This is a genomic window from Kangiella sp. M94, from assembly GCF_054926195.1.
Genome location: NZ_CM142903.1, coordinates 2,441,377 through 2,467,407 on the forward strand (window position 1 = coordinate 2,441,377; position 26,031 = coordinate 2,467,407).

Genomic DNA, 26,031 nt, shown 5'->3' on the forward strand with positions numbered 1-26,031 from the left:
GGCAAACGTGCCATCCTGGAAATTATTCAAGTTTCTGATGCTAGGCAAATGTATTAATTACGAAGCGTGGTTTACTTAGGTAAACGAGCTGAGTAATTAACACATTTAACGACGCAGCAGGAAGTTGAATTAGTCTTCAGCAATTTCGTCAGCGTACTCATCTGCCGATAATAGGCTATCCAAATCACCCGCATCGACCAGCTTCATCTTGAACATCCAGCCATCACCATAAGGATCACTATTAATGTGCTCTGGTGAGTCTTCCAGCTCTTCGTTCACTTCTAAAATGGTACCCGCCAATGGCGCATAGATGTCAGAAGCTGCTTTAACAGACTCAACCACTGCGATCTCATCGCCGACATCCACTTCGCTGTCAACTTCTGGTGCGTCTACGAACACAACGTCACCCAATAATTCTTGTGCGTGGTCAGTAATGCCTACTGTTACAACTCCGTCACCCTCATCACGGATCCACTCATGGCTAGATACGTATTTTAATTCTGCTGGAATCTGGCTCATTTAAACATTCCTCAATGATTAGCCTGTTGTCGGCTTGATGTTAATTGACTATCAATTGTCGCTCAAAAAGTAAGCGTATTGTATATGAAACTTTTCATCTGCCCAAGCAGAAACCACCGCCTGGGCCGACTGAATCGATTATATTAGTGACTTGCCCTGACGCACGAAACTGGGCTTTACCACCTTGGCTTGGAGCTGCTTTTTACGCACCTGAACTAAGACTTGCTCTTCATTCAGGTCACGATTAACGCGCGCCATGGCGATACTCTTGCCAGTGGTTGGTGACATGGTGCCTGAGGTGACCACACCAATGACTTCATCATTCACTACTATTTCCTGACCTTCACGCATGATGCCTTTATCTTCTAATACCAGGCCAATCATTTTGCGTGGCGCGCCTTGTGCTTTTTGCTCAGCGAGTGCTTTACGACCCACAAAATCTCGGTCTTCTGGTTCCCAGGCGATGGTCCAGCCCATGTTGGCTTCCAGTGGCGATATACTTTCGTCCATATCATGACCATACAAATTCATACCAGCTTCCAAACGCAATGTGTCACGCGCCGCCAGGCCGCATGGCTTAACACCCGCTTCAACCAGTTGATTCCAGAATTCGATAGCTTGCGAATCTGGCACCATGATTTCATAACCATCTTCACCCGTGTAGCCAGTACGCGCTACAAACAGGTCGCCGGCTTGAGCTGCCACAAAAGGCTTTAATTCGGCGACAGCGTCTTTTTGCTCATCGCTCATAACACTTTGCGCTTTCTCAACCGCATTCGGCCCCTGTACCGCAACCATGGCCACATCAACGCGCTCTTCGATCGCTACGTCAAACTGTTGTGCCACGTTTTCCATCCAGGCCAGGTCTTTATCACGAGTCGAGGCGTTAACCACCACACGATAATGCGTATCAGTAAGATAATAAACGATAAGATCGTCGATAACGCCAGCTTCTTCGTTCAACATACCGCTATAGAGAGCTTTGCCAGGCAGTTTTAGCTTATCCACATCATTCGCTAACAAGTAACGCAAATAGGCTTTGGCTTCGCCACCTTTGACTTCAACCACTGTCATGTGAGAAACATCAAACATTCCCGCGTCTTGGCGTACTGCGTGATGTTCATCAATTTGAGAACCATAGTTAAGCGGCATATCCCAGCCACCAAAATCCACGATACGTGCATTGGCGTCGACATGAGCTTGATAGAGAGGGGTTTTGTTGGCCATTAAGGTGTGTTCCAGTCGTTCATTTAATGGCCAGCGATTATACAGGGGAAAAGGGCTTAAAAGAACCCTGCGACACTAGAATTATAGGGCTAAATAACCTTTGATTATGCCTTGCTTATTGTATGATTGGCTGTACTTAGAGACAAAGCCAATTGTTTACACATAAAGGCCGCTGAGGAAGGGCAAATTCCAGCGAACTGTTTCGACTGAGCAATCGGTTCTGGAGCGCTTGCTCGATCCATTAGCACGTAGCCCATTCTACTGAAAAAGTCGGTAGCTGTGGTGGTCAGTAAATACAGATCCTTCACACCCAATATCTGTGCTGCTTCTTCTGCATGTTTCAACAAGAGTACTCCCAAACCCTGTCCACGCTCACTTTCAGCCACAGCCAATGAGCGAACCAAGGCGCTGTCACCATGTAGCTCTATGCCGACAACTCCAATGATTTGTTCATCTTGCTGCAACGTAAACAGCTGAACTCCTTTTTGATATTCGCTGTCCTGCAAATCATCAACGGGTAATTGCGTTGCTTTTAGCAATGTTTCCACAGCAGAATTGTAGGCGACCGAGCCAGAGGAAAGTTTATACATGGTGTGTCACTGATGAGCCAAATAAGGGGAAGACTGTACTAATTTTACGCCTGTCAGTAATTTTTAGAAATAAATTTCAGCAACTATCAATACTAAGATTCACTTTTCCTGATCAGATATATTACCGGCAGGATTCCAACCGCGACTAATAATACCGCAGGCAAAGCGGCCACTTCCCACTCGCCTTCGGAAGTTAATTCATAGATGCGCACTGCTAAAGTGTCCCAACCAAAGGGGCGCAACATTAAGGTTGCCGGTAACTCTTTCATTACTTCGACGAATATCAGCAACAAGGCGGTAAACACACCTGGGCGCAATAATGGAATATAGACGCGCCAGAAGCGCTCTTTCTGATTGGCGCCAAGGCTGGCTGCCGCCTCTACTACACTCGGCTTAATTTGTGACATAGAACTGGCCACTGGGCCATAGCCAATGCGCAAGAAACGGATAATGTAAGCCAGAATCAATGCAAACAGACCACTGGCCAACCATTGGCCTTTAATGCCAAATAAACTGGCAATGCCACCATCGATCCAGTTCAAAGCCATCATGATGCCTACTGCCAATACAGTGCCGGGCAGCGCATAGCCTAATTGCGAAAATTCAATGGCTAAGTTGCGACCTGTAGACTCCTTGTTGCGCTTAGCCCACACCATAATGGCTGCTACCATTAAAGTTATCAGTGCAGCGACAATTGCTAGGATCATGGTATGGCTTAACAACACCAGGGTTCCATCGGTGTGACGCTCATAAGTTTTAATTGCCCACACCAATAGCTGAATAACCGGCAACACAAAACCAAACGCGAATACCGACCAGGCAAAAATTTGTACCAAGACACCCCACCAGCCGATCAGCGGTTGGCGATATTCTTTCAGAGCGATACCCGTCTGTTCATAGCGACTTTGACCACGTCCCCATTTTTCCACCAGCACCGACAAAGCAACAAACAATAGCAAAATACAGGCCAGTTGGGCCGCTGTGCTTGCGCTGAAAAAACCATACCAGGATTTATAAATCGCCGTCGTGAAGGTATCAAAGTTAAAAATAGCTACTGCACCAAAATCGGCCAGAGTTTCCATCAAGACTAAACCTAAACCTGCAATCCAGGCTGGCCTGGTCAGTGGAATCACCAATCTCCAAAAAGCTTTAGCACGACTATAGCCTAGCGTTCTAGCACTTTCATAACTGGTGCGGCCCTTACGCTGCAGGGCGCTTCGCATCAGCAAATAAACGTAGGGGTAAAGTGACAGAGTGAAGATTAAGGCCACGCCGAACACATTTCGCGTATCAGGTAACCAGGCAATACCAAGCCCTACCGACTCCAGCACATACTGTAAAGGCCCTTCGTAATCGGTAAAACCAAGCAGGGTAAAGGCCAGAATATAAGGAGGGATCGCCAGTGGTAGCATTAAGCCCCATTGCAGAATCGAACGCCCAGGAAAGTCATGCATCACAATCAGCCAGGCCAGCGATACGCCGATCAGGAAACTGCCGGTGCCCACTAACAAAACGAGCCAGAAGGTATTGCTTAACAATTGCGGGATTTGTGTATCCCACAGGTGTTGCCACAACTCTGGCTCAAGATCGAACCAGGAAAACAGCAGTGGTAACAGTGGCAATAAACAGATCAACAGAATAGCCCATAGCAAAAAGCCATCCACTTTCTTCAAAACGCCAAAACGCCAGCCTTTAGAGCTGGCGTTCTGCGAGTGCTGTTGATCAGTATTGTCGGTCAATATAATTAACTTTTCTGCATTTATCGATAACCTGCGCGATCCATTAATTTAACGGCAGCAGGCTGTAATTCACCGGCTTTGGATAAGTTGGTGCTATCCGCTTTAAACTCACCCCAGGCAGCAACTTCTTCAGTTGGCTCAACATTTCGATTGGCCGGATATTCCATATTCAAACCGGCAAACATTTGCTGTGCGTCTTCGCTAGCCAACCACTCGATCAATTTTAGCGCATTTTGTTCGTTATCAGAATGCTTTGTGATCCCCGCGCCAGAAACATTGACATGCACACCGTACCCTTCGTCGGTTTGATCAGGCCAGAATAAAGCCAGAGGCAGGTCAGGGGTCTCTTTTTGCAAACGACCAAAGTAGTAAGTATTTACTATACCCACATCACAAACACCGGCAGTAATAGCATTCATTACTTTAGTATCATTTGAGAAAGGATCAGTGGCTAAATTAGCAACCCAGCTTTCAACGATTTGCTGTGTCTTTTCTTCACCATAGCGAGCAATTAACATAGCAACCAATGACTGGTTATAAACCTTTTTCGAAGTACGCAAACATAAGCGGTCATTCCATTGCTCTTCACCCAAAGCCTCATAGGTACTTAAGTCTTCGGGGTTAACACGTTCGGTACTGTAGACCATGGTACGGGCACGAACAGTCAAACCAAACCAGTGGTTCTGTGGATCCTGTAAGCTCTCTGGGATAACGGCTTCTAACGCTTGTGACTCGATAGGCTGTAATACACCTTCTTCAGTTGCCAGCCACAAATTTCCCGCATCCACAGTCATCAACACATCCGCCGGTGTACGCTCACCCTCAGCCTTCAAGCGGCTGATCAAAGCAGCTTCGCTGTCGGTGATGTAATTTACTTCAATGCCGGTTTCGGCTGTGAATTGCTCAAAGAAAGGCTTAACCAGATGCTCCTTGCGCGAGGTGTAAACCACGATTTCTTTATTATTATCCTGAGATTGTGTGACAGCTTGCGATTCTTGAGATTGGGCTTTAGTTTCATTTGATTGTGCAGACTCGTCAGAACAAGCACTCAATACCAATAATGCAGTTGCCGACAAGCCGCTAAGCCATGTTTTCTTCATAATCATAACACCAGTTATAGAATTCGTGAGAAGTCCGCAAATGATAATTATTATCATTAAGTATTGCAATAGGTGGAGGGTATTATTTCAGGTTTAAGATGTGTAGGGATGATGTGGATCAAGAGTTCCTCCTTACATTCTCCTCTTCTCGCCAAACTTTAACTCTTCTTTATTGCCCTTTTCTTTGTACCCGAGGCATTCCTGTCAGTCACTCTCCAAAGAAAAGGGCGAAAAGAAAAGACGCCCCAGTCGTTAGGTCCTTCGGACTACCCTCGCTCATAAAAGTTATAAACGCGCCGCCAATACGAAACGTCCTGTTTCGAAGTGGCTAAATTGGGCGTTACCCGAGGGCACTTCCTTTGGTCGCCTTCCAATTTGCCCTATAACTTTTCTTCTCTCAGCTAACTCTAAGGGGGGTTCTTGGTGCAAACCGTCTAATTTCGTTAAACAGAATAATGTGAAGTAAATTTTAGGCTGACTTATAAGACCTTTTTACTTCTACAACTTCCACTGAGTAAGATTCATACCAGCGTTGTTTGCCGAGTTTTTGTGCGGCTAGGTGTTCAGTATGTTGTTTCCAGGCTCTGATATGTTCTTCTGATGGCCAGTAGGATAATGCAATTTCCAAATCACCTTCGGTGACGGCGTTAAACTCGAGACAGCCAAATTCTGTTAAAGCCAGTTCACGCATGCGTTGTGCGGTTTGTGAATACTCATCATCGAATTGACGAACTTTTGCTTTAAAAATTACGACGAACATTATTCAGTTTCTTCTTTGAGTTTTGTGTATGTAAAAGTATTTCCTGAAGAAAGGTTTTGATAGGTCAATTCATTCTTAGAGACTTTTAATAATTTATAAGTATCATAATTATTTGCGTCCACTGGATTCGAATATACAGGCTCATCATTTTCAAACCAGCCCTGATATATAGTGAAGTAGATCCCGCCGGACACTCCCCACATACCAAATTCTTTTCGGCTATATATTAAATCATCATTTTCAGAGTAAAACTCAAAATCAATGACATAAGTGCCATTAGGCGCTCTCCTGATAGTGGCTTTTCTTGTCGCACCACTTTGGGTTTTTTGAACCGAAACCCATTCCCCAGTAAAGGTTAACCTTTGGAGCTGCTTCTTTTCTGAAACCAGGGGTTTAATATCAGTTACTGGGCTTAACTCTGCCCCAGTAAGATTCATTGAAAAAATTAGGATTATGACTGTTATTATATGTTTCATTATAGCCTCATTGGTTTTTCACTAGAGCCCCATCGCCTGTTTAATCAGCTGTTGTTTCAGTAATGGATGCTGATTGGTTAGCGCCAGTCCATAGCTCCGAGTCATTTGTATTAAAGGGATTTCCTGCTCAAATAATACTTTAAATCCCTGCATGGCTTTTTGCATCATAAATATCTCGCCTTTACGCGCTCGCTCGTAAGGGCGAAGATTTCTTTTTAGGCCGATGTCCTGTTGTTTTCCAAGGTTTTTTTCAATGGTCTGCGCTAGCTCTTCAACATCGCTGAAGCCGAGGTTAACACCCTGCCCAGCTAAAGGATGAATAGTATGCGCTGCATCGCCAATCAATGCGATTCGATCTTTGACCAGGCATTCGGCAGTACGCTCTATTAATGGGAATGCTACTCGCTGACTGGTTTCCAGACATTGCCCCAGCGTGTATTCAAATGTCTGTCCCAGTCGCTGCAAAAACTCTTTATCTTTTAAGGCCATCAGTTGCTCGGCATAGTCGCTTTTGACTGACCAGACGATTGAACAATAATGTTGATCAGTTAAAGGTAGAAAAGCTAATGGCCCATTATGGTCAAAGCGTTGCCATGCGGTTTCTTGATGCGGCTTTTCAGTTTTGATGGTGGCTACAATGGCTTTATGGCCATAAGGCTTTTGCTGGATATCTATACCACTTTTTTTTCTCAGCCAGGACATGGCACCATCGGCAGCTACCAGTAATTTCGCCGAAATACTTTTACCATCAGCAAGCTCGATAATCGCCTGCTCCGACTGATACGACACCTGGACACATTTTTGTGGCGATAGAAAATCAATATTTCGATAAGATTTTATGGCTTGAAACAGGCTTCGACGCAGAACACGGTTTTCGATGATATATCCCAGGTTTGGCTCAGCCAACAGCTTTGCATCAAACTCAATATTGCCACGACTGGCTTCACCGTCCCACACATACATTCTGCAATAACCGGTTTTCTCATCCTGCTCGATCAAACTCCAGGCACCAATCTCATCAAGCAACTGCTGGCTGGCCCGAGTTATGGCGCTGACTCGCAAATCATATTCTGTTTTATCCCAGCTCATAGCGACAGGCTTGGGATCTATAATGGCAATCTTAAGTTGTGTTTGTGCCAGACGGGCAGCAAGCGCCAGGCCAACCATGCCGCCGCCGACAATAATCAAATCATAATCTGGATTACTGTTTGGCATACTGATCTTCCTCAAAACAGCCGTTAATGACCTGCTCTTCGAGTTTGTTTTGCTCCAGAAGACGCCATAGCTCAGGCATCTTTTGCTCGACATCAGCGTATAATGTTTCTTTGTAATGCTGTCGTTTCTGGCGTGCCAACTCAAGTTCCATACGAATCTTTTGAGCAGCAGCCTCGATCATGGCATCAGTAATATCATCGCGTTGATAACCTGGCTTTAAAATCCCTGCAAATCGCTGAGCAAAAATATCATCGACATCTTTAGTCACTTCTATCCAGCCAAGCAGTTTTAATCTTAATCGCAATTGCTTCTGCGATGGCTCTCCTTGATCTTTAGCCATTTGTTTAACCACTTTCTCTCCATAACTACTGATCATGCAGCTGGTCATGGCACTGAAGCCATCTGCTAGTGCTATATAACAGTATTGTTCTGCATCGCTAAGATTTCCACCGAGAAAGTAATAATTACGTTGTGCCAGTTCTAAATTGGCCGCTTTATCGCCGTCCTGAGCCAATTGCCTCAGAGTTTCGGTTGAAAACTCATCGTAATCTGTTGTCTGATAAAACTTCGAATCTTTTACCAGATAGCCCTTGCTGACTTTCCATTGATATCGCTCATAATCAAAAGCTTCAGAGACCCAGAGATCATGATAAAGCTGCCAGTCATCATAACGTTCAACTTCGCTGCACAGCTCAGATGAAACAGTTTCGGTCTTTTCGCTAGCATTCGGGGGAGTATGCCTGGCATCTGCCACTGTCGAACACAGGCAGAGCATTATCCCGCTTATGGCAAATCTGAAACTGTGTATGATTTGTTGTACTGTCATCTGATGTTTCATCTCATTATACAATGCTCTATTCAAAGCACTTGGCAACCGCATCTTCCTGAATATTATGTTCCACCGCATAAACAATAATGTCTGGCGCTGGCTTGCTATCGAAAGCCCCTAGCCCTAAATTATTTCGTTGTGCAACTAAGTCAGCATAAAGCGCCTGCGCTTTTGCCTCGACCTCTTCATCACTAATCTCAACACCCTCTACCGCAGACATAAGCGGAGTGGTAAAAAGCTCTCCGAGCGGATCTTTTCTAAGCTCATACATTTTCTGCCATGCTTGCACTTCAATGTGAAGCTCCTCAATTCGCTCCACCTCAGGTTCTTCTGAATTTTCATGATTCGCCAATAAATGATGGAGAAACGAGACTTTACAACGATGCATCGCAGAATATCCATCCACAATCGCTCTTTCACAATATGGCTGTGCTTCTTCTAATGAGCCAGGATCGCCTTCCAGGAATAGTCGGTAAGCCAACTTAACATTCGCTATAGGATCGCCTGCGTCTGCCATCTGTTTTAAATCATCCGTTTCATAGTAGTCATAATCTGAAGTCTTTTTGATCTCCATGCCACTACCGTTATACTCCATTTCAAAGTAACCACGAGTATTACCCCAGCCCCGGATATCATCGATCAGCTTTTGTGAGTTGTATCCTGATGATGTTTTTTGCCAGTCGTCATAAGTTTCCACCAGGTCACACAATTCAGGCTCAGTAACTTCCGTCTCCCGGGAAGCCTCTTCGACTGCAGTTTGTGTTTGAGCATCTTCTGTCTTGCTCCCCTGTACCCGCTCTTCTTGTTGTAGTTGCTCGCTTTGTTTGTTTATTTTTGGTGTGTTAACCGTTTGCTGCTGAGCACTCTCAATATCTTCCTCGCCAAGCTTATTGCCATTGTCTTCTGATAAGGTCTGCCAACTGATAATGACGAGAACCACAACCAAAACAAACATTAATAAGATAATAATTTTATTCTTCATGACTCGCCATTTGACTATTATTAAATCCAAATCCCATCGCCTGATTGGCAAAGATGCCTTTTCCCATCGGCGCAACATCCATTGCTTTCAACAATAGATTTCGGGCTATCGACATTGGCAACCAGGGATTACTGAAAAGACGGGCTAAAGACTCCGTCACCCATAAAGTTTGTTCTCGATCTGACTGCCTGCTCTCTTGGTATTGTCTTAACACCTGATAAGCACCCAGTTGCTGCGTTAATGATTCACCACTGTCTGCAACAAGCTCTTTTACAGATGCCAATATCTCGGTTAATTCCGCCACATCACGCAGGCCCAGATTAAAACCTTGCCCAGCGATGGGATGCAAAGATTGAGCTGCGTTACCTATTAAAACGCAGCGACCGCGAAAAAGGGTTTCAGCTTTGAGTTGAATCAGTGGAAATGATTTTCTCGCACCGACTTTGGTAATCTTGCCAAGACGCGCACCGAAGGCTTCTTCCAGCTGTTGAGCAAACTCAGCCTCATCCAGCTCCACCAGCGCCTGCGCCTCTTTTGAAGGCTTCGACCAGACCAGCGCCATTCGATTTTTAGTTAAGGGTAGCAATGCCAAAGGCCCATCTTGGGTGAAACGCTCATAAGCGCAGTTTTGATGGGGTAGTTGCGTGGTCAGGTTACAGATAATGGCCGACTTCTGATAATCATTCACTTGAGCATCAATATGCAACTGCTGCCGTAAAGGCGAACGCGCACCGTCAGCCAACACCACTAACCCTGCTTTAACTTCTTGCGTGCCATCTTTCAATTCAATGCGCAGGGTGGCGTAATTTTCTGCTTGCTCAATATCAATGACCTTAGCCGGCGCATGATAGTCAATTAAAGCTTGTTTGCTAATCGCCTGATTCAGCGTCTGCCCCAATTGCCAGTTTTCAATCACCGCACCCAAGGCTGCTACACCACACTCGTCTGCATCAATTCGAGCAAAGCCACAATGCCCCTGATCGGAGACATGAATGGTCTTGATCGGTGCCGATACCGAATAAAGATCTTTTTCCAGTCCGAGCTTTTTTAAAATGTTCAGCGATGCCGCAGAGAGCGCCACCGTTCGGTCATCAAAACCCGGCTGAGCGTTTGACTCCGGTGCAAATGCTTCAAATACAGCATTTTCAATACCCGCATTAGCCAACGCCAAAGCCAAACTGGCTCCAGCCATACCGCCGCCAATAATCACCACCGGATACTGTTTCATTTCAGATACTGTTTCACCTTTTAGATATTCTCGCTTATCTGCTTTATTTGGCCATCAGACTTTCAATTTCTTCGCGTTTTTTAGGCACATCTTTTGACAGGATGTCATAACCATCACGAGTCACTACCACATCATCTTCAATTCGAATACCAATGCCGCGCCACTTTTTTGCCGCTTTGGTATTATCTTGTGCGATATAAAGCGCCGGTTCTACCGTTAAAACCATGCCAGGCTCCAGCACTCGCGGTTGGCCATGCACCTGATAATCACCAACATCATGCACATCCAAGCCAATCCAGTGACCCGTTTTATGCATAAAAAAATCACGGTAAGCGCCGCGTTTAATGAGATCTTTGACACCACCTTTCAATATTTTCAGTTCAACCAATCCCTTAGTAATGACCTCAACTGCTTTATCATGGATTTGCGCCCAATGATTGCCGGGCTTGATCATTTCAATGGCTGCTAACTGCGCTTCCAGCACAAGATCGTACAGTAGAGCCTGCTCCTTGGAGTATTGCCCATTAACAGGAATAGTACGCGTAATATCCGAAGCATAATGCTCAAACTCACAACCGGCATCTACTAATAATAAGTCACCATCATTAAGCACATCACCATTTTCCACATAATGCAGAATATTAGCGTTATCGCCACCAGCCACAATCGAAGGGTAAGCTGGAAAGCGACAGCCGCCTTGCACATAATGATAGTGCAAAACCGCTTCCATCTGCATTTCTGTCTTGTCTGGCTCACAGGCTTTCATCAACTCACAATGCGCTTTGGCGGCAGTTTTTGCCGCGTGGCGCAGGCGCTGAATTTCAGCAGATGATTTTATCAATCGCATATCATGTAGATGATGACGCAAATCAACCAACTCCCCGGGCGGCTCCGAGCCACGAACCGACTGTGACTGCAGCTGGCTGCGCCAGTCCATAATATGTTGATCGAACTCAGGGTGGGCACCAAAAGCGAAATAAATCCGCTCCTTGCCTTCCATCAGGCCCGGCAAAATGTCGTCAATGTCCGAAATCGGAAAAGCATCGTCCGCGCCCAGCTGCTCAACAACGCCCTCCTGCCCCAGACGCTTACCATGCCAGATTTCCTGAGTAACATCCTTTTCCCGATTAAACAGAATAAACTCACCGTGCTTACGCCCTGGAATCAGCACTGCCACCGACTCCGGTTCGTTAAAGCCGGTCAAATACCAGAAATCGTTATCCTGGCGAAAGGGATAATGCACATCATGACTACGTACCTTTTCAGTGGCCGATGGCAAAATCGCAATAGAATTAGGTCCCATCCATTGCATCAGTTTTTTTCGTCGGGCGGCAAAATTGATTGCTTGCATCAAGTATCCTGTTTGTCCAAATGAATCCGGGAGGGCTAATGAATGTTTTTATTTTGTGGCTTTACAGGCACAGCTTTATTAGATTGAAAAATGATTTGCGCGGACATCTTCACATGCTCAGAAATCGTCACATAAGCTGACTCTAGCTCTTCTGAACTACCATCCTCAATAGAAATATCAATTTTGGCGATTTCACTCATGTCTCTTAATGCTTCTTTAGCATCATCATCCAATTCTTTTTCCTGTTTAATTAAGCCGTAGCCGGTCAAGTAGCCCTGACACCACTCGCCTAATGCCTGAGCTCGCTGGTCAATGGGTGATTCATCTTCGGGTATTAGAAGGTCAATAGAAAAGGAGTCTGGCTGATAGTCTTTTTGAGTAAAGGCTATAATTTGCTCAAGTATATCTTCTGCTTCTCGGCCAAGCGGCTCGCCATTGGCTAAAAAGTCGCTCATTTGCTGTGGCCAACGGCCCGCTTCAGGCACAAAGCCATGACCCACCAGCCCATGCAACATTCCGGCCAATTCAGCACCGGACAAGTCGGGCAAAAAATTTTGGCAGAACTCGTTAATTTGTAAATAATTCATTAAGTTAAACGCTTTTCATCTTGTAATTTCGGTTGCAGGCCCATAGTTTAACCCGCTAAACGGTTAAAACCCAACACTCTTGCCCTGCATTTATTAGCAAAAAAGGTGGTAGCGGCATCACAAGTCGAGCTGATTAAACATTGACCAAAAACCAGCTTAACTTTATAGTGTGCTTTAACAAAATCGGGTAACTCACTATGACACAAGGTCAATTAGAGAAGCTAGAAGATAAGATCAACGCCTTGTTAGCGCGCTTCGAGAAGATCAATCTTGAGAATAATCAGTTACGACAACAGATCAACGAGTTGCGTAATGAGCGTGATCGCCTGCATAGCAAAAATGAAACTGCACGCAAGCAGATTGATATTATGATCTCTCGACTGAAGTCGATGTAGATCGCATTTAAGGTTTTTATAACAATATGGCAAAACCAAAAGTTACACCCATAAACATTACTATTTTGGGGAAAGAGTTCCAGGTTGCTAGTCCTGAAAGCGAACATCAGAAGCTTTTGCAGGCGGCAAGCTTTTTGGACAAACGAATGAAAGAAATTCGCGAAGCGGGCAAGGTGCTTGGTCTTGAGCGAATTGCTGTTATGGCAGCCTTGAACTTAAGCTATGAATTAATCAATACGCCAGCACTGGATAGTGATCAAGCACAAGATATAGAGCAAAGACTCAGCCATATGAGTCAAAAAATTGACCAGGCTCTAAAACACAGTGAGCAGATAGAACTTACAAACTCTTAACATAAAATATAAATAGCATTCTCAATCGAGCAGGAACGCCACTTCACTTTTAACTTTTGTTGAAAGTGTCAGACAGTTAGCGCCTTTTCGCCAACTGACGCCCGGAAGGACCCAGCTAAACTTGAAACATCGGTCAAGGTCTATGTTACAATAGATCTTCCTGGGCTGTTCGTCAGTAGCGACCGTCCTCGAGCCGATAATACTTTACTTGGGACTCCTCAATGGAAGTGTTGCGCAAGTCCGCTTCGACCGGAAAGCCTGATCTTCTACATGGACTCCCCCCTGAACCTCTGGGTTCATGGGCTATTACCTACAACGGCAGTCCGGGGTTTTATTTTAGACGCAATGAACGAAGCAGTTGCACAAAAACATTATCTTAGAACCAGAATTAAGCATGAACGCTTAACGCTGACCAAACCCTTTATGGAGCGAGCAGCTCTAGCCCTCCTCGGTCATGCCTCCGAAGCCAAACTCATTGAAGATCACCACTCTATCGCCTTTTACCTGCCAACTCGTGGCGAAATCAGTTGTATGCCAATGATTGAATATGCGCTAAAACTAGGTAAAAAATGCTACGTCCCTAAAATTTATCCCAATAAAAAGCGCGGCATGTGGTTTTTGCCCTATACCGGCAAAGAGTCGGTCAAGGAAGGAGCCTTTGGCTTACTGGAACCAACCGCCGCCATCAGCAAAGCCGTTCGCCCCAGTGAGCTCGATACTATCTTTATGCCACTGGTCGCTTTCGACCTGAAGGGTAATCGTCTCGGCATGGGCGGTGGCTATTACGACACAGTACTTGCCAACATCCCTAAGCACGAACAACCCAAACTCATCGGCCTTGCCTACAACCTACAACAGGTACGCGACATCCCACAAGAAAAATGGGATATCCAAATGGACGCCGTCATCACCCCCAGCAACTACCGCGTATTTGACCGCAAACCGAAAGCGCTCATAAAAACAATCCTTACCCCTAAGCCTTAACTAACAATTTTACAGCTCATGCTTTATACTTTGCGCTTTAGTCATCAACAAGCCTAGAGCACTATGAACTATTGGTTAATGAAGTCTGAGCCGGATGTCTTCGGCATTGAACACCTCAAAGCCCTGCCTAACAAAACAGATCACTGGGATGGCGTTCGTAATTACCAGGCGCGCAACATGATGCGTGATGAGATGAAAAAAGGCGATAAAGTTTTCTTCTATCACTCCAACTGCAAACCACCAGCAATCGTAGGCATCATGGAAGTGGTCAAAGAAGGTTATGTTGACCATACCGCTTTTGATCCCGACCAAAAATACTACGACCCTAAAAGCAATCCTGACAATCCTCGCTGGTATATGGTCGATGTCAAACATGTGCGTGATTTGAAGCGGGAAATTCCGTTGGATGAACTCAAACAATACCCTGAACTTGCCGACATGAAGCTGGTGCAAAAAGGCAACCGCCTTTCAATCATGCCTGTCACCAAGGACGAGTGGGACTTTGTTTTAAGTATTGAAAAACAATAGGAGAAAATTATGACACAGGACGAATTGAAAAAATTAGTCGGCGAAGCTGCTCTTGAGTATGTCGTCGAAGATTCGATTGTTGGTGTAGGCACTGGCTCTACCGTCAACTACTTCATTGATGCACTTGCCACCATGAAGCACAAAATCAAAGGCGCTGTGTCCAGCTCTGAAGCATCAACTGAGCGCTTAAAGAAGCACGGCATTGAAGTTTATGAACTCAATGAAGTGGGTAAGCTGCCAGTCTACGTTGATGGCGCAGACGAATCGAACCATCTATTAGAACTCATTAAAGGTGGCGGTGGCGCTCTAACTCGCGAAAAAATTATCGCGGCAGCTGCCGACCAATTTATCTGCATCGCCGATGAATCCAAGCTGGTACGTCGTCTCGGTGAATTCCCGTTACCAATTGAAGTCATCCCCATGGCGCGCAGCTACGTGGCTCGCCAAATTGTTAAGCTAGGCGGAGACCCGGTTTATCGCACTGGCTTTATCACTGACAACGGCAACGTTATTCTTGATGTTCATGGCCTGGTTATTAATGAGCCCATCAAGCTTGAGCGCATTTTAAATAATATCGTCGGTGTTGTGACTAACGGATTATTTGCTGAACGTGCTGCGGATGTTTTGCTGCTTGGAAAAGATGGCAAGGTTGAGACCATGACGCGATAGGTTAATATTTGCCTAAGATGAATCCAATACTACAGGTCAGATTAGGTATAGCCACCATCTGACACAGAACAGGGCGAGCGCAACTCGCCCCTACAGAGTAGGTAATTAGATTATTTTCAATTTGAAACTATTTTCGCCTTTAGGCGACCTACTTTTCTTATTTTAATTGTAGCTGGGCAAGTATGAAGGAACTCTCAGAATAATAGTCTTAATATGGGTATGATCCTTTTCCTTAAGAATCAGCTCCCTGCAATTCATGTACGAAGATATACAACATCCCCCACAACAAGCTCCCCAATCGAAATTTAAACCCTGGTTTTGGCTTTTGCTCCTTCCTTTATACCTGTTCGGCTGCCTTTGGGCACTTAAAGGATCCGCTTCATCTTTGCAGGACATGCTAGTCAGTTCCAACGTTTCTACTCTATCGCTGATAGTCATTATTTTTTCCATAGTAATGCTGGTTTGGCTTGGTTTTGAGCTAATCAAAGGATTTAGCAAACTCGCTGAGTGTTCCAAATACGAAGTCTATCTAGCCGAAGTGTTTGAAAACCGGGATCGGCAACGACCCGCACAAAATGCGATGCGTTTAGATTACTTAAGAAAACTACGGAAAATGAATAGCGAAGTGCGCGGAGCGACAGCAAGCAAGCAAAAGCAGCTATTAGGTATGGCTATTATAGGTTTGTTGATATTGCTGGCTGGAAGTATTGGACAGCTAGTGAGTCAGTTGGTGATTGCTTAGTCTCTTAGTTGAATCGGGCGAGCGCAGCTAGCTGCTACAGTATCTAGCCACTGGATCCAAATGGTCAAAGTAGCTTGATGACAATTTGTCCCTAACTACCAAGCTCGCACCAATATCCCCTTAGATTGTGCTGAGGAGTAGCCAAGACATAGCAATTCAAATCTGTGACTGAAAGGAATCCCTTTAGGGAGAAGATTTGAATAGTAAAATTCGGGCAGGTAACCGAAGGAAATCCCTTTAGGGGGATGGAACGTATTTTACGGTACCCAAGGGGGCAGACCCTGCGTTAAGTGGCTTGGCGGATACGAAGGGAGTTTCGCTTGCGAAACCTCAATCTCCGGGGTGGCCTTCTTTTATGAAGTACATCCTGTACTTCACCCTTCGGGCTAGCTTCGCTATTCAAAATCGTTCCCGACGATTTTGTGGTTACTAGAAGCAAGACAAATTTGTCTGGAACAAATTTGAACAGCGGAGTAAAGCGACGCTGGCTTAAGCGGAATACAGGGATGTATTCCGTAAAAGGAACTCGCTGAGTAGCGAAAAAAATATTGGAAATTATTAAAGTGTCTTGAGAGTCCAACTCATCTTAAAAGAGCCAGTCACTGGATCCCGCGGTAAGCGATCGAAAGAAGTACCCTTGGTACCGCGGGATGACAATTCAAAAACTCAACTACTAATACTATATTTATCCATCAAACTGTAGAGTGTGGGGCGGGTTAAGCCTAATAATTTTGCAGCTTGTGAGATATTACCGTCGGATAAAACAATGGCACGTTGGATGGCGCGGGTTTCGGCGGCTTCTCTGACCTGTCGTAGGTTCAAAGGCATTTCGCGCAGTTGGGCTTCGTCAATTTGCAGATCTTTGGCTGTGATCTGGTTACTGTCGGACATGACCACGGCGCTTTTAATTTTATTTTCAAGTTCACGAACATTACCTGGCCAGGCATAAGCTTCCATTGCCTGCACTGCGTCTTTAGAGAACCCTCGTATGTTGCGCGAATACTGGCGATTAAATTTTTCTAACAAGGCACGTGCAATTAAAACCACATCACCATTTCGCTTTGCCAGCGTGGGGATTTCCAGTACCACTTCACTCAGTCTATAGTAGAGGTCTTCGCGAAATTTTCCTTCGTTAACCAGGTCTTCAAGCGACTGATGAGTAGCGGCAATAATTCGAACATCAACGGGCAGCGATTCCCGACCACCAACTCTCTCGACTACGCGCTCTTGCAAGAAACGCAATAGTTTAGCCTGCAGGGCCATAGGCATATCGCCAATTTCATCGAGGAATAAGGTTCCGCCATTAGCATATTCAATCTTACCGATGGTGGTTTTATTGGCACCAGTAAATGCACCGGCCTCGTATCCAAACAACTCACTTTCCAGCAAATTATCGGGGATGGCGGCGCAGTTTATTGCCACCATATTCTTGCTACGGCGCGGACTGATACCATGCACGGCTCTAGCCAATAATTCTTTTCCTGTACCGCTATCGCCCAGCAATAAAACACTCACATCGGTCGGCGCAACCTTTTCAATTTTCTGGCACACTGCCATCATTTCTGGGCTGGTGGCGATGATGCCGTGGAAACTTTCTTTTTGTTGCTGAAAGTGGCGACGGTTTTCGTCTTCCAGCTTTGCCAGTTCAAAAGCCCGCTTGATTATCAACGTTAACTCTTCTGGCTGGATTGGTTTTTGATAATAATCGTAGGCACCAGAATTTACAGCCTGCATAGCGATTTCACGCTGATCATTACCGGTGACCACAATGACTTTACTGGTCGGTGATAAGGATAAAATTTCCTCAAGTAACTCAAGTCCAACGGTGGCATTTGCAGGATCAGGCGGCAGGCCTAAATCAAGCGTAATGACCTGAGGTTGATAGCGTCGGAGCTCTACCAACGCACTGTCACGGTCTTCTGCAAGAATGACGTTATACTGATCGAATGACCATTTAAGCTGTTTTTGCAGCCCTTTGTCATCCTCAATTATTAATAAGTCGGGGTTGTTTGATTGTGCCATCCTGTCCTCTTTATTTTCTATTCTCCGGGCGATAACGTTTGCAAAATAACGATGCAACGTGTTCCTTTCCCCAGTTCACTTTGTATTATTAAATCACCACCGAAGCTTTGGAGCAAATACCGGCACTGATAAACACCAATGCCCATGCCCGCATTGCCTTTAGTGGTGGCAAATGGTTTGAATAACTGCTTGCGCACAAAATCTGCATCCATGCCCTTGCCCTTATCCACAATATGCCAGTGCAGCTCTTGCCCCAGCTGGTCAAATCGATGATGAATTCTATCATTCTCATTACTGGCATCAATCGCATTCTGGTGCAGATGCTGAATAATATTGATCAACTGATCCTGGTTAGCATACACCTCAACTTCAGGAATATCTCCAATCACATTCAATCGATTGGCAGCCTCTTTAAACTTGGCAAAGACCTCTGGGATATAGGCTTGTACAATTTCTTTCTTCGGCAATTGCTTTCGCTGCAGCTGCTCTAACATTTTATTCAGCCGCTGGGTCGCACTGGCCACCGTTTCAAAAGTATCATCCACAAACTCAGGATTATCGCGATAGCGATGGGCATTATGAGTAATCAGCTCTAACTGAGCGGTGACATTCTTTAGATCATGTACCACAAAGGCCGACAGTCGGTTAAAGGCATCGAACTGTTCCTGCTCGTAAATTTGCGTAGTTGCTTCAAATAGTGCCAGATAACTAGCCATCTGCTGACCTGCCGCTTTAAGCAAGTCATGGTCTTCCCAATTTAAGCTTGGTTTTGAATAACTGCTACGCAAGCCCACCACCGCGACCAGCTCTTCACCGCGACGTAGTGGAATGAATATTTGATGCTGTTGAAACAATGGCGAACGTGATTCTAACTTAAGTCCTTGATACACATTACTATTATTTTGATATTCATTAATATCAACCACCCAGTTAGTGCGCTCAATAAAGTCCACCAGTTCGGTTGGTAACTGGTAGGCCAGTTCACCGTTTAAAGGTGAGTTTAGTGGTGATTGCCAGTTATCGGTATAAATAAACAAGTCACCACGACGACTCCACAACTTGCCTGCCGGGCTACTGATAATATTCGCCAGCGCCTTAATTGATAACTGATAAAAATCGCCGCGCACATTCGCCTCATCTAGCGCACGGTTAAAACCTAACCAGCTTTCCCGATAGTCGTATTTATAACTGGCAAACAACTTGGTGAACATAATTTTGAGTTGGCTGAGCAGTTTTTTCTTATAAGCCAGCCAGACAAAACCAATCAATGCAGAAGCCAAAATTATTGAGCCCAGCAATGGTTGTTGCCAAGCCACACCAATCAGCATGTATCCGACTACCGCCAACCAGCATAAAATGGCAAAAACGTTGAGGCTGCTGTGCGGACGATAGGTTTGTTGGATATTCTCCAAATCAAGGCGTGATTGATCGATCCGCTGAATATGAACCAGGCTGAAAGCCATAGCGATGCTGACAATAATTGCACGCGATACATCCAATGCTTCCACATCCACATTCAAGTTCAGCATCAACACCAGCATCGACAACAGATCCCAGATCAGGACTATGCCCAAAGCACCGCCCAGAGTTGAGATTTCTGCTCTTAAGGTTTCTGCGAACTCATTGCCTGCCCGTTCCATCATCTGCATCATCAGAAGCAAAATAAATCCCGCAATTGCCGGATTTATGATCCGCTTCATATCACCAGAATAGACCACAATAAAGCCAATCCAACCAGCAAAAGCGAGCAATATAATGAAACTTAATAATTTATGGTGAGCAGCAAAATAGAAGAGAAAGAAGGACAAGGCCGCATAGATACCAAACAAACGACCCCATTCAATCATCCAGTGATTAAGCTCAAAACCGGTATCAACCAGTTTCAAGCCACTCCAGCCGATAAATGTCAACGCCAATAGCAGGATCGGCCAGCCAAGCGTAGAGCCACGCCAGCGTAAAAGAACGGTCATGAACAACAAGCCTGCCAAAACGATACAGGCAATAAATCCGGCCATTTCCCTGCTTATCTTATTTGTTTGGAGTCTATGGGCTGTTATAAAAGAAAAAGGCCGAAAAAGCTACTTTTCGGCCTTAAAAATCAATTATCTATAAGGACTGACTAAATCGCTGTGGCTGCCTGCTGCACTTCCACAAACTCAGTCAGGGTGGTTACGGACTCAAAAATCTCGCCCGTCAGCTCATCATCTGATATTTCGATGGCAAAGGTTTCTTCAATTTGCATCAAAATGGAAACAATGGCCATTGAATCAAATTCCGGCAAATTACCCAGCAGCAGGGTCTCTGCCGACAACTGATCGGCATCAATCGATAAGGTCTCGCTGAGCAAGATTATCATTTTATCGATGTTGGTCTGGTATGCCATTCGGCAAGTCTCCTCAAATCATACCCTGAAACCAGGTGCTTAATAATGCGCTTTTATCGTGCAAGAGCGCCGCTCCGTTGCGGCAAGGCGGCAGATTGTAGCAAAAATGCCCCTTTTAGACACCTATTTTGCACTTATGACCAATATTTATAGTTAATAACTATTGCCTACTTTTACATGCTGATCGGATCTGTTTTAATAGACTTTCGTTGCCTATCTACCACTAAATAATCCAACATGGCAAACACATCATTTGATAAACAACAACTGAAAGTTTTACTCCTAGAAGGAGTCCACCCTAAAGCAGAACAATTGTTCAGGCAAGATGGTTACCATCAGGTAGAAAACCTAAAAACCGCTCTATCAACCTCAGAGCTGAAAAGTGCTCTGCAGGACTGCCATTTCCTGGGCATTCGTTCGCGTTCGCAGATCTCTCCTGAAGTACTGGCCGAGGCTAATAAACTGGTCGCTATCGGTTGTTTTTGTATTGGCACCAATCAAGTCAACCTCAATGCCGCCCAGCATAAAGGCATTCCGGTTTTCAATGCGCCTTATTCCAATACGCGCAGCGTAGCGGAGCTGGTGTTGGGTGAAATTATCATGCTATTGCGCGGCATCCCCGCTAAAAATGCTGCAGCCCACCGTGGTCAGTGGCTTAAAACGGCTCAGAATTCCAATGAAGCTCGCGGCAAAACATTAGGCATCATAGGTTATGGCCATATTGGCACTCAGCTTGGCATTCTCGCCGAAGGCATTGGTATGCAGGTTAAGTTCTATGATATCGAAACCAAGTTAACACTTGGTAACGCCAATCAGGTTGCCGATTTAAATCAGCTGTTAGCTGAATCCGATGTAGTAACTTTGCATGTGCCAGAAACGCCACAAACCAAGGGCATGATGGGCAAAGCACAATTAGCAGCCATGAAGCCAGGCAGTATTTTAATCAATGCCTCGCGCGGTACCGTGGTGGACATTGATGCGTTGGCAGAAGCTTTACGAACAGAGCACCTCCTTGGAGCTGCAATCGACGTTTTTCCGACCGAACCTAAGTCCAATACCGAAGAATTTCAGTCGCCCTTGCGTGAATTCGATAACGTTATATTAACGCCGCATATCGGTGGTTCGACACTTGAAGCGCAAGAGAACATCGCCATCGAAGTAACAGAAAAGATGATCAAATACAGCAACAACGGCTCAACCGTCTCAGCAGTCAACTTCCCGCAGGTTGCATTACCGGAGCACGTTAATACTCACCGGATTCTGCATATTCACCACAACAAGCCCGGCATCCTGTCGCAAATTAACCAGATCCTGTCGCTTAACGATATCAATATCTCCGCACAGTACCTGCAAACCCAAGGCGACATCGGCTATGTAGTTACCGACATAGACAAAGGCTCAAGCCAGTTTGCGCTGGAAAAGATGCGTAAAATTAATGGGACTATTCGAGCGCGGGTGTTGTATTAGCACCGGTCAAAATCAGCCCACAGTATTGGACTGGTGCCGCCAGTCCAATACTGTGGATTAAGACAATGCCATGCTTATTGAAAATAGAGAGTGTCGCTAACGCCGGTTACCGCTTCATCATTTTTATGTAACTCTCTAACCAATATATCGTTGTCAGAATCATATTCGTGACATTGACCCAAGGTGTCTGACCAGCTAATGGGTTTATGCACTAAAGCTTCGCTATTGTTCTTCGTATAACCAAGCGTCTCATTATTTACCCTTAACACCACGCCTGCTACTGCATTTACATACACTGGTCCATTGCAGCTCGACTGAATGAAGTAACGCTTAAGTTCGTTATCGGCGACTTTGCCCGCAGCATCAACCACAAACAAGTAACCCTGTTTGCTTCGAGTGGTGAGCAAGCTACCCGCTTTCTCCATCCCTATCACGACACCTGCTTTACCCTGGCTATGGTATAGAGCTAACGCTTCCTGTTGCGACTGACTTTGTGTATTCCTTTCTTGTTCTAAAAAGCGCTCAACCGCAGCTGACTGATGTTGAACTTCTTGAATGATGCGTTGTTCCTGCTCTGTAAAATTATCGCCTAAAACATAAAGAGTATCTCTTAAACCTTGTTGCTCTGATTTCATGCTGATTAATTCGAAGGACTGCCAGATTAATCCTGCAATCAGCAATATAAATAGCACAATAAATACCCTGCTGATGCGCTGATACTGTTTGAAGGACGTTGCAAAAAGTTGCTTCAAATAATCGGTCTGTCCTTTAACCTCTTTGATCATTTGTTGCTGCTTGTCTGTTTTTGCAATTTCATCCAACATCCTTTTGCCATAATGGATGGTGTCTCGACGTAAGTCATCAGTTGCCTTACGCACTTTATTAGAGAGTTGTGGTGAAAATTGGTTTTCCAGAAAAGATTCCAACCAGACTTTGAGTTTTTCATCTGAGCCAGGCTGAAGAACCTCTTCATTTACCTTGTCAGATGATGCTACACCCGTGACAGGACTCCATAGCTTTAACTGAATCAGTACCTCTTCCACTTCATCGACGGATAGCTCTTTAGGTAATACGCCTTCAGCACCCAGCTCTTTGACCGCTTGCAGGTATTCTTGCCCACTTCTGGCAGTAAACATCATCACGGGAGTATCAGCATTCGAGCTGCTTTTGATTTCTTTAATGGTTTCAATACCGTCTTTGCCTGGCATGGCCTGATCGAGAAAAATCACGTCGACTTTATGATCTTTAAGGTAAATCAGAGCTTGATCGCCGGAATTGGCATGAATGCCTTCGATATTATAATTTGCCAATATTCTTGTCAGAACCATATAGGCAGTTCTGGAATCATCCACAATTAGAGCTTTGTATTTTTTTGTTGCCATAGCCAACCCCCAAGAACTAAAGTCCGGCTACCATAGCGTTTATAGGTGGTTACACTATTGCAATACTGTACTTTTACAGCCTGGTTCACGAAACAGCTGGCTTAACGTTTCTTTGGAGTTTTTGAATAAGCAAAAATAGAGCCAGCGATTGCTGGCTCTGAAATGATGACTTGACCCTGAGGTCAAGCCGGGTTGCGCTGGATGTGTCCTACCATTTTTAATGAACAGTTACCGGTAATTCCTTTGGGGCCTTTTTACCTATCCAAATCTGTGGATTGGAAAATTCATAGCCTTCCTTCTCCTCCCAGCCCTTTACTTTTTCGACTGCCTTGGCAAATTGCTCTTTTAAATCAATAGTATCGCTTGGTAACTCTGAGAAAAAGGCCTTCGCAAACCAGGTTATGTCGCTCTCATTGCTGCACCCAAATGAGGTGGTCGTTGCTGAAGCTGCCGTGATCACTGTGGTAGTTTCACCTTTTAATTCAGGAATATAAGTTCCGGAGTAACAACTGGAGATGAAGATTATTTTATTATCGATTGATAGCTGGTCTAGACTATCTGCCAAAGTTTTATGATAGATATTGTTCAACCGGAGTGGGCTTTTCTTAATGCTAAAAGCTCCCTCTTTCGAGCCATGACTGGTCATATATAAAAATAACACATCTTCTGGGTCCATTTTTTCCTTGATTGCACTTAATGCAGCGTCGATGGTTAATGTTGTTGCCAGTGGATATTTACCGTCATATTCCTGTTGGTTAACTAGTAATAATGATCGCTCTTTATCAAAATATTGGCTGATAGTTTCTACTTCTTTTTCAAAAACTTGCTGCGTACCATCACCCGCAATAAAGAGACTGAAGTAATCTATTCTGCCAGCAATCCCCGCTTCAAGTTTTTCAATGACATCCTGTAAGACAATTCCATTTTTATTCAGCATCCTTTCAGAGTCATCGGATTTCTCAACCAGCCTAATGTTTTCTTCACTATTTTGAAGCTCTCCATTTAGCCACTCCCCTTCATAAACGCCTCCATTATTTTGCGCCATCACTCCTGTCCCATTAGGTAAACCACCCCTAAACTCCCCTTCATAGGTAGTGCCATCTGCCTGCGTCAGTTTCCCAACTCCATGATAAAGGCCGTATAAAAAATCTCCTTCATAGTGCTCTCCATTATTCTTTGTTAAAACGCCTTTACCATGATATTCCCACGCTTCAAACTCACCTTTATAGTGCTCACCATTTCTGCCGAAATACTCGCCATCTCCTTCAAAAATCCCTGCGACAAAATTGCCTATATAGCTTTCTCCCGATTCTAATTTATAGGTTCCATAGCCATCAAAGTTGCCCTCCTTGAACTCTCCAAAGTAAGCATCTCCGTAAGGATAAATCAGATTACCTTTTCCACTAAAACTGCCGTTTTTAAACTCACCTGTATACTGAGTACCATCTGCATTGGTTAGTACTCCATTACCATCAAATACACTATTTTTAAAACTTCCTTTATAAACGTTTCCATGGCTATCGGAATAGACTCCCTTTCCTTCCATAATGCCTTTTACAAACTCTCCTTGATATTCAGTTCCGCTACTATAATCAAAGCGTCCCTCACCATGTTCCAACCCGTGCTCAAAGCTGCCGGTATAGGTACTTCCATCTGCCAGCACCATCGTTCCCTTGCCGTGCATCAAGCCATCTTTAAACTGTCCTTCATACTGGTCGCCACTGCCCCATGTTAAGACACCTTCACCATGAGCCATGCCATCATCATTAACTGTTCCCTGATAAACACTACTATCGGCAAATCTGAGCTCCTTAACTTCAACAATCTGATAGTTTAATAAGTCCCATCGCTCAAATGTAAATTTGGCGATTAACATTCCAATAATAAACGTTAGTAGGTAGCTAGTTATTTTCATGATCACTCCATGTTTTTTCTATTCTTCGTTTTTCTTTACAGGCTTTCTAAATCTCATGATGAAATCTACGATCGTCGAACGGCCGAATAGCAACAATAATCCAACAATGAGAGAAACCAGTGAAGGAGCCAATGCAAACCATATTATTCCAGCCATCTCTGACATGACAGAATGAAATACCATAGAAAGAATATCTATTAGAGCTTGCAGCGTAAAATATAAACCCAATAATGCTACCAAAGGAGTCATAAAATCCGTTTGACTGCTAATAGGTTTCTCTTTCGGCAACCCCGAAATTTTAGATAGTAAAATATTTGGGAAGAACCAAAATATAACAACTACAATTAATTGAAGAGATAATGCATATAAGGTTCCGATATGAAGAATATTGTTATCTAACACCCTGCCAAAGCGTTTAAAGTTTTCCGCTTCCTGAAACATCCGTCCCAAGTCGCTCATCATTGAAATAAACAGTAATATAGCAGCTATTCTTAGAGTTATTATCAGAATGCCTTTCTGACTCATTATTATTCCCCTTCTATCTCGTAAAAAAAGAGCCGGCATTTGCCAGCTCTTTTTTCATCGTCT

At 44.6% G+C, this 26,031-nt stretch carries 26 protein-coding genes and 1 other RNA gene; 8 read left to right on the top strand and 19 right to left on the bottom strand.

Features of this window, described 5'->3' with window-relative positions:
* Positions 1-129: 129 nt before the first annotated feature.
* From gcvH to ACYTXU_RS11370, 13 genes are all read right to left on the bottom strand, one after another.
* Positions 130-519: a glycine cleavage system protein GcvH gene (gcvH, locus tag ACYTXU_RS11310; protein ID WP_462206888.1), complete on the bottom strand. Its 390-nt coding sequence runs from the start codon at positions 517-519 to the stop codon at positions 130-132.
* Between the two features lie 138 nt (positions 520-657).
* Entirely contained in the window at positions 658-1,746 is a 1,089-nt protein-coding gene (gene gcvT, locus ACYTXU_RS11315) for a glycine cleavage system aminomethyltransferase GcvT (RefSeq protein WP_462206889.1), read from the bottom strand.
* A gap of 104 nt (positions 1,747-1,850) precedes the next feature.
* A complete protein-coding gene (gene arsN2, locus ACYTXU_RS11320) occupies positions 1,851-2,336 on the bottom strand; it encodes an arsenic resistance N-acetyltransferase ArsN2 (RefSeq protein ID WP_462206890.1) in 486 nt (161 codons plus the stop codon).
* Positions 2,337-2,428: 92 nt separating this feature from the next.
* Positions 2,429-4,075 carry an ABC transporter permease gene (locus ACYTXU_RS11325; RefSeq protein ID WP_462206891.1) on the bottom strand — a complete coding sequence of 549 codons (1,647 nt, stop codon included), beginning with the start codon at positions 4,073-4,075 and terminating at the stop codon, positions 2,429-2,431.
* 20 nt (positions 4,076-4,095) lie between these two features.
* Positions 4,096-5,175 carry an extracellular solute-binding protein gene (locus ACYTXU_RS11330; RefSeq protein WP_462206892.1) on the bottom strand — a complete coding sequence of 360 codons (1,080 nt, stop codon included), beginning with the start codon at positions 5,173-5,175 and terminating at the stop codon, positions 4,096-4,098.
* A gap of 469 nt (positions 5,176-5,644) precedes the next feature.
* A complete protein-coding gene (locus ACYTXU_RS11335; protein WP_462206893.1) occupies positions 5,645-5,935 on the bottom strand; it encodes an antibiotic biosynthesis monooxygenase family protein in 291 nt (96 codons plus the stop codon).
* The gene (locus tag ACYTXU_RS11340) at positions 5,935-6,411 is read right to left on the bottom strand and encodes a hypothetical protein (protein ID WP_462206894.1); all 477 of its coding nucleotides are present in this window, start codon (positions 6,409-6,411) and stop codon (positions 5,935-5,937) included. The genes ACYTXU_RS11335 and ACYTXU_RS11340 overlap by 1 nt, the downstream gene beginning before the upstream one ends.
* Positions 6,412-6,432: 21 nt before the next feature.
* Positions 6,433-7,626 carry a UbiH/UbiF/VisC/COQ6 family ubiquinone biosynthesis hydroxylase gene (locus ACYTXU_RS11345; RefSeq protein WP_462206895.1) on the bottom strand — a complete coding sequence of 398 codons (1,194 nt, stop codon included), beginning with the start codon at positions 7,624-7,626 and terminating at the stop codon, positions 6,433-6,435.
* The gene (locus ACYTXU_RS11350) at positions 7,613-8,452 is read right to left on the bottom strand and encodes a hypothetical protein (RefSeq protein WP_462206896.1); all 840 of its coding nucleotides are present in this window, start codon (positions 8,450-8,452) and stop codon (positions 7,613-7,615) included. The genes ACYTXU_RS11345 and ACYTXU_RS11350 overlap by 14 nt, the downstream gene beginning before the upstream one ends.
* A gap of 28 nt (positions 8,453-8,480) precedes the next feature.
* Entirely contained in the window at positions 8,481-9,437 is a 957-nt protein-coding gene (locus tag ACYTXU_RS11355) for a hypothetical protein (protein ID WP_462206897.1), read from the bottom strand.
* Positions 9,427-10,665 carry a 2-octaprenyl-6-methoxyphenyl hydroxylase gene (ubiH, locus tag ACYTXU_RS11360; RefSeq protein WP_462206898.1) on the bottom strand — a complete coding sequence of 413 codons (1,239 nt, stop codon included), beginning with the start codon at positions 10,663-10,665 and terminating at the stop codon, positions 9,427-9,429. Before ubiH ends, ACYTXU_RS11355 begins: the two co-directional genes overlap by 11 nt.
* A gap of 43 nt (positions 10,666-10,708) precedes the next feature.
* Positions 10,709-12,016 carry a Xaa-Pro aminopeptidase gene (gene pepP / locus ACYTXU_RS11365; protein ID WP_462206899.1) on the bottom strand — a complete coding sequence of 436 codons (1,308 nt, stop codon included), beginning with the start codon at positions 12,014-12,016 and terminating at the stop codon, positions 10,709-10,711.
* A 35-nt stretch (positions 12,017-12,051) separates the two neighbouring features.
* Entirely contained in the window at positions 12,052-12,603 is a 552-nt protein-coding gene (locus ACYTXU_RS11370) for a UPF0149 family protein (protein WP_462206900.1), read from the bottom strand.
* Positions 12,604-12,800: 197 nt separating this feature from the next.
* Between ACYTXU_RS11370 and zapB the strand changes: the two genes are divergently transcribed.
* The 7 genes from zapB (at position 12,801) to ACYTXU_RS11405 (ending at position 16,274) form a co-directional block, all read left to right on the top strand.
* Positions 12,801-12,998: a cell division protein ZapB gene (zapB, locus tag ACYTXU_RS11375; RefSeq protein ID WP_015781483.1), complete on the top strand. Its 198-nt coding sequence runs from the start codon at positions 12,801-12,803 to the stop codon at positions 12,996-12,998.
* A gap of 26 nt (positions 12,999-13,024) precedes the next feature.
* Positions 13,025-13,351 (top strand): cell division protein ZapA, encoded by a 327-nt coding sequence (locus ACYTXU_RS11380; RefSeq protein WP_462206901.1) that lies wholly within the window; start codon positions 13,025-13,027, stop codon positions 13,349-13,351.
* A 154-nt stretch (positions 13,352-13,505) separates the two neighbouring features.
* A non-coding RNA gene (gene ssrS, locus ACYTXU_RS11385) (6S RNA) lies at positions 13,506-13,685 on the top strand.
* Between the two features lie 11 nt (positions 13,686-13,696).
* Positions 13,697-14,335 carry a 5-formyltetrahydrofolate cyclo-ligase gene (locus ACYTXU_RS11390; protein ID WP_462206902.1) on the top strand — a complete coding sequence of 213 codons (639 nt, stop codon included), beginning with the start codon at positions 13,697-13,699 and terminating at the stop codon, positions 14,333-14,335.
* A gap of 63 nt (positions 14,336-14,398) precedes the next feature.
* Positions 14,399-14,863 (top strand): EVE domain-containing protein, encoded by a 465-nt coding sequence (locus ACYTXU_RS11395; protein ID WP_462206903.1) that lies wholly within the window; start codon positions 14,399-14,401, stop codon positions 14,861-14,863.
* A 9-nt stretch (positions 14,864-14,872) separates the two neighbouring features.
* The gene (gene rpiA, locus ACYTXU_RS11400) at positions 14,873-15,532 is read left to right on the top strand and encodes a ribose-5-phosphate isomerase RpiA (RefSeq protein ID WP_462206904.1); all 660 of its coding nucleotides are present in this window, start codon (positions 14,873-14,875) and stop codon (positions 15,530-15,532) included.
* 385 nt (positions 15,533-15,917) lie between these two features.
* Positions 15,918-16,274 carry a hypothetical protein gene (locus ACYTXU_RS11405; protein WP_462206905.1) on the top strand — a complete coding sequence of 119 codons (357 nt, stop codon included), beginning with the start codon at positions 15,918-15,920 and terminating at the stop codon, positions 16,272-16,274.
* 666 nt (positions 16,275-16,940) lie between these two features.
* Here the strand turns inward: ACYTXU_RS11405 and prsR are convergent.
* The 3 genes from prsR to ACYTXU_RS11420 form a co-directional block, all read right to left on the bottom strand.
* Positions 16,941-18,296: a PEP-CTERM-box response regulator transcription factor gene (prsR, locus tag ACYTXU_RS11410; protein WP_462206906.1), complete on the bottom strand. Its 1,356-nt coding sequence runs from the start codon at positions 18,294-18,296 to the stop codon at positions 16,941-16,943.
* A 17-nt stretch (positions 18,297-18,313) separates the two neighbouring features.
* Entirely contained in the window at positions 18,314-20,311 is a 1,998-nt protein-coding gene (gene prsK, locus ACYTXU_RS11415) for an XrtA/PEP-CTERM system histidine kinase PrsK (protein ID WP_462206907.1), read from the bottom strand.
* Between the two features lie 104 nt (positions 20,312-20,415).
* Positions 20,416-20,679 (bottom strand): acyl carrier protein, encoded by a 264-nt coding sequence (locus ACYTXU_RS11420; RefSeq protein WP_462206908.1) that lies wholly within the window; start codon positions 20,677-20,679, stop codon positions 20,416-20,418.
* Positions 20,680-20,916: 237 nt separating this feature from the next.
* Here ACYTXU_RS11420 and serA point away from each other — a divergent pair, with 237 nt between their 5' ends.
* The gene (serA, locus tag ACYTXU_RS11425) at positions 20,917-22,146 is read left to right on the top strand and encodes a phosphoglycerate dehydrogenase (RefSeq protein ID WP_462206909.1); all 1,230 of its coding nucleotides are present in this window, start codon (positions 20,917-20,919) and stop codon (positions 22,144-22,146) included.
* A 74-nt stretch (positions 22,147-22,220) separates the two neighbouring features.
* Here serA and ACYTXU_RS11430 read toward each other — a convergent pair whose 3' ends face one another.
* The 3 genes from ACYTXU_RS11430 to ACYTXU_RS11440 all read right to left on the bottom strand — a co-directional run bounded on the left by ACYTXU_RS11430 (position 22,221) and on the right by ACYTXU_RS11440 (position 25,968).
* Positions 22,221-23,528, bottom strand: a complete 1,308-nt coding sequence (locus ACYTXU_RS11430; protein WP_462206910.1) for a response regulator — start codon at positions 23,526-23,528, stop codon at positions 22,221-22,223.
* Positions 23,529-23,745: 217 nt separating this feature from the next.
* On the bottom strand, positions 23,746-25,443 hold the full coding sequence (locus ACYTXU_RS11435) for a C13 family peptidase (protein WP_462206911.1): 1,698 nt from the start codon (positions 25,441-25,443) through the stop codon (positions 23,746-23,748).
* Positions 25,444-25,461: 18 nt separating this feature from the next.
* Entirely contained in the window at positions 25,462-25,968 is a 507-nt protein-coding gene (locus ACYTXU_RS11440) for a hypothetical protein (protein WP_462206912.1), read from the bottom strand.
* Positions 25,969-26,031 lie beyond the last annotated feature (63 nt).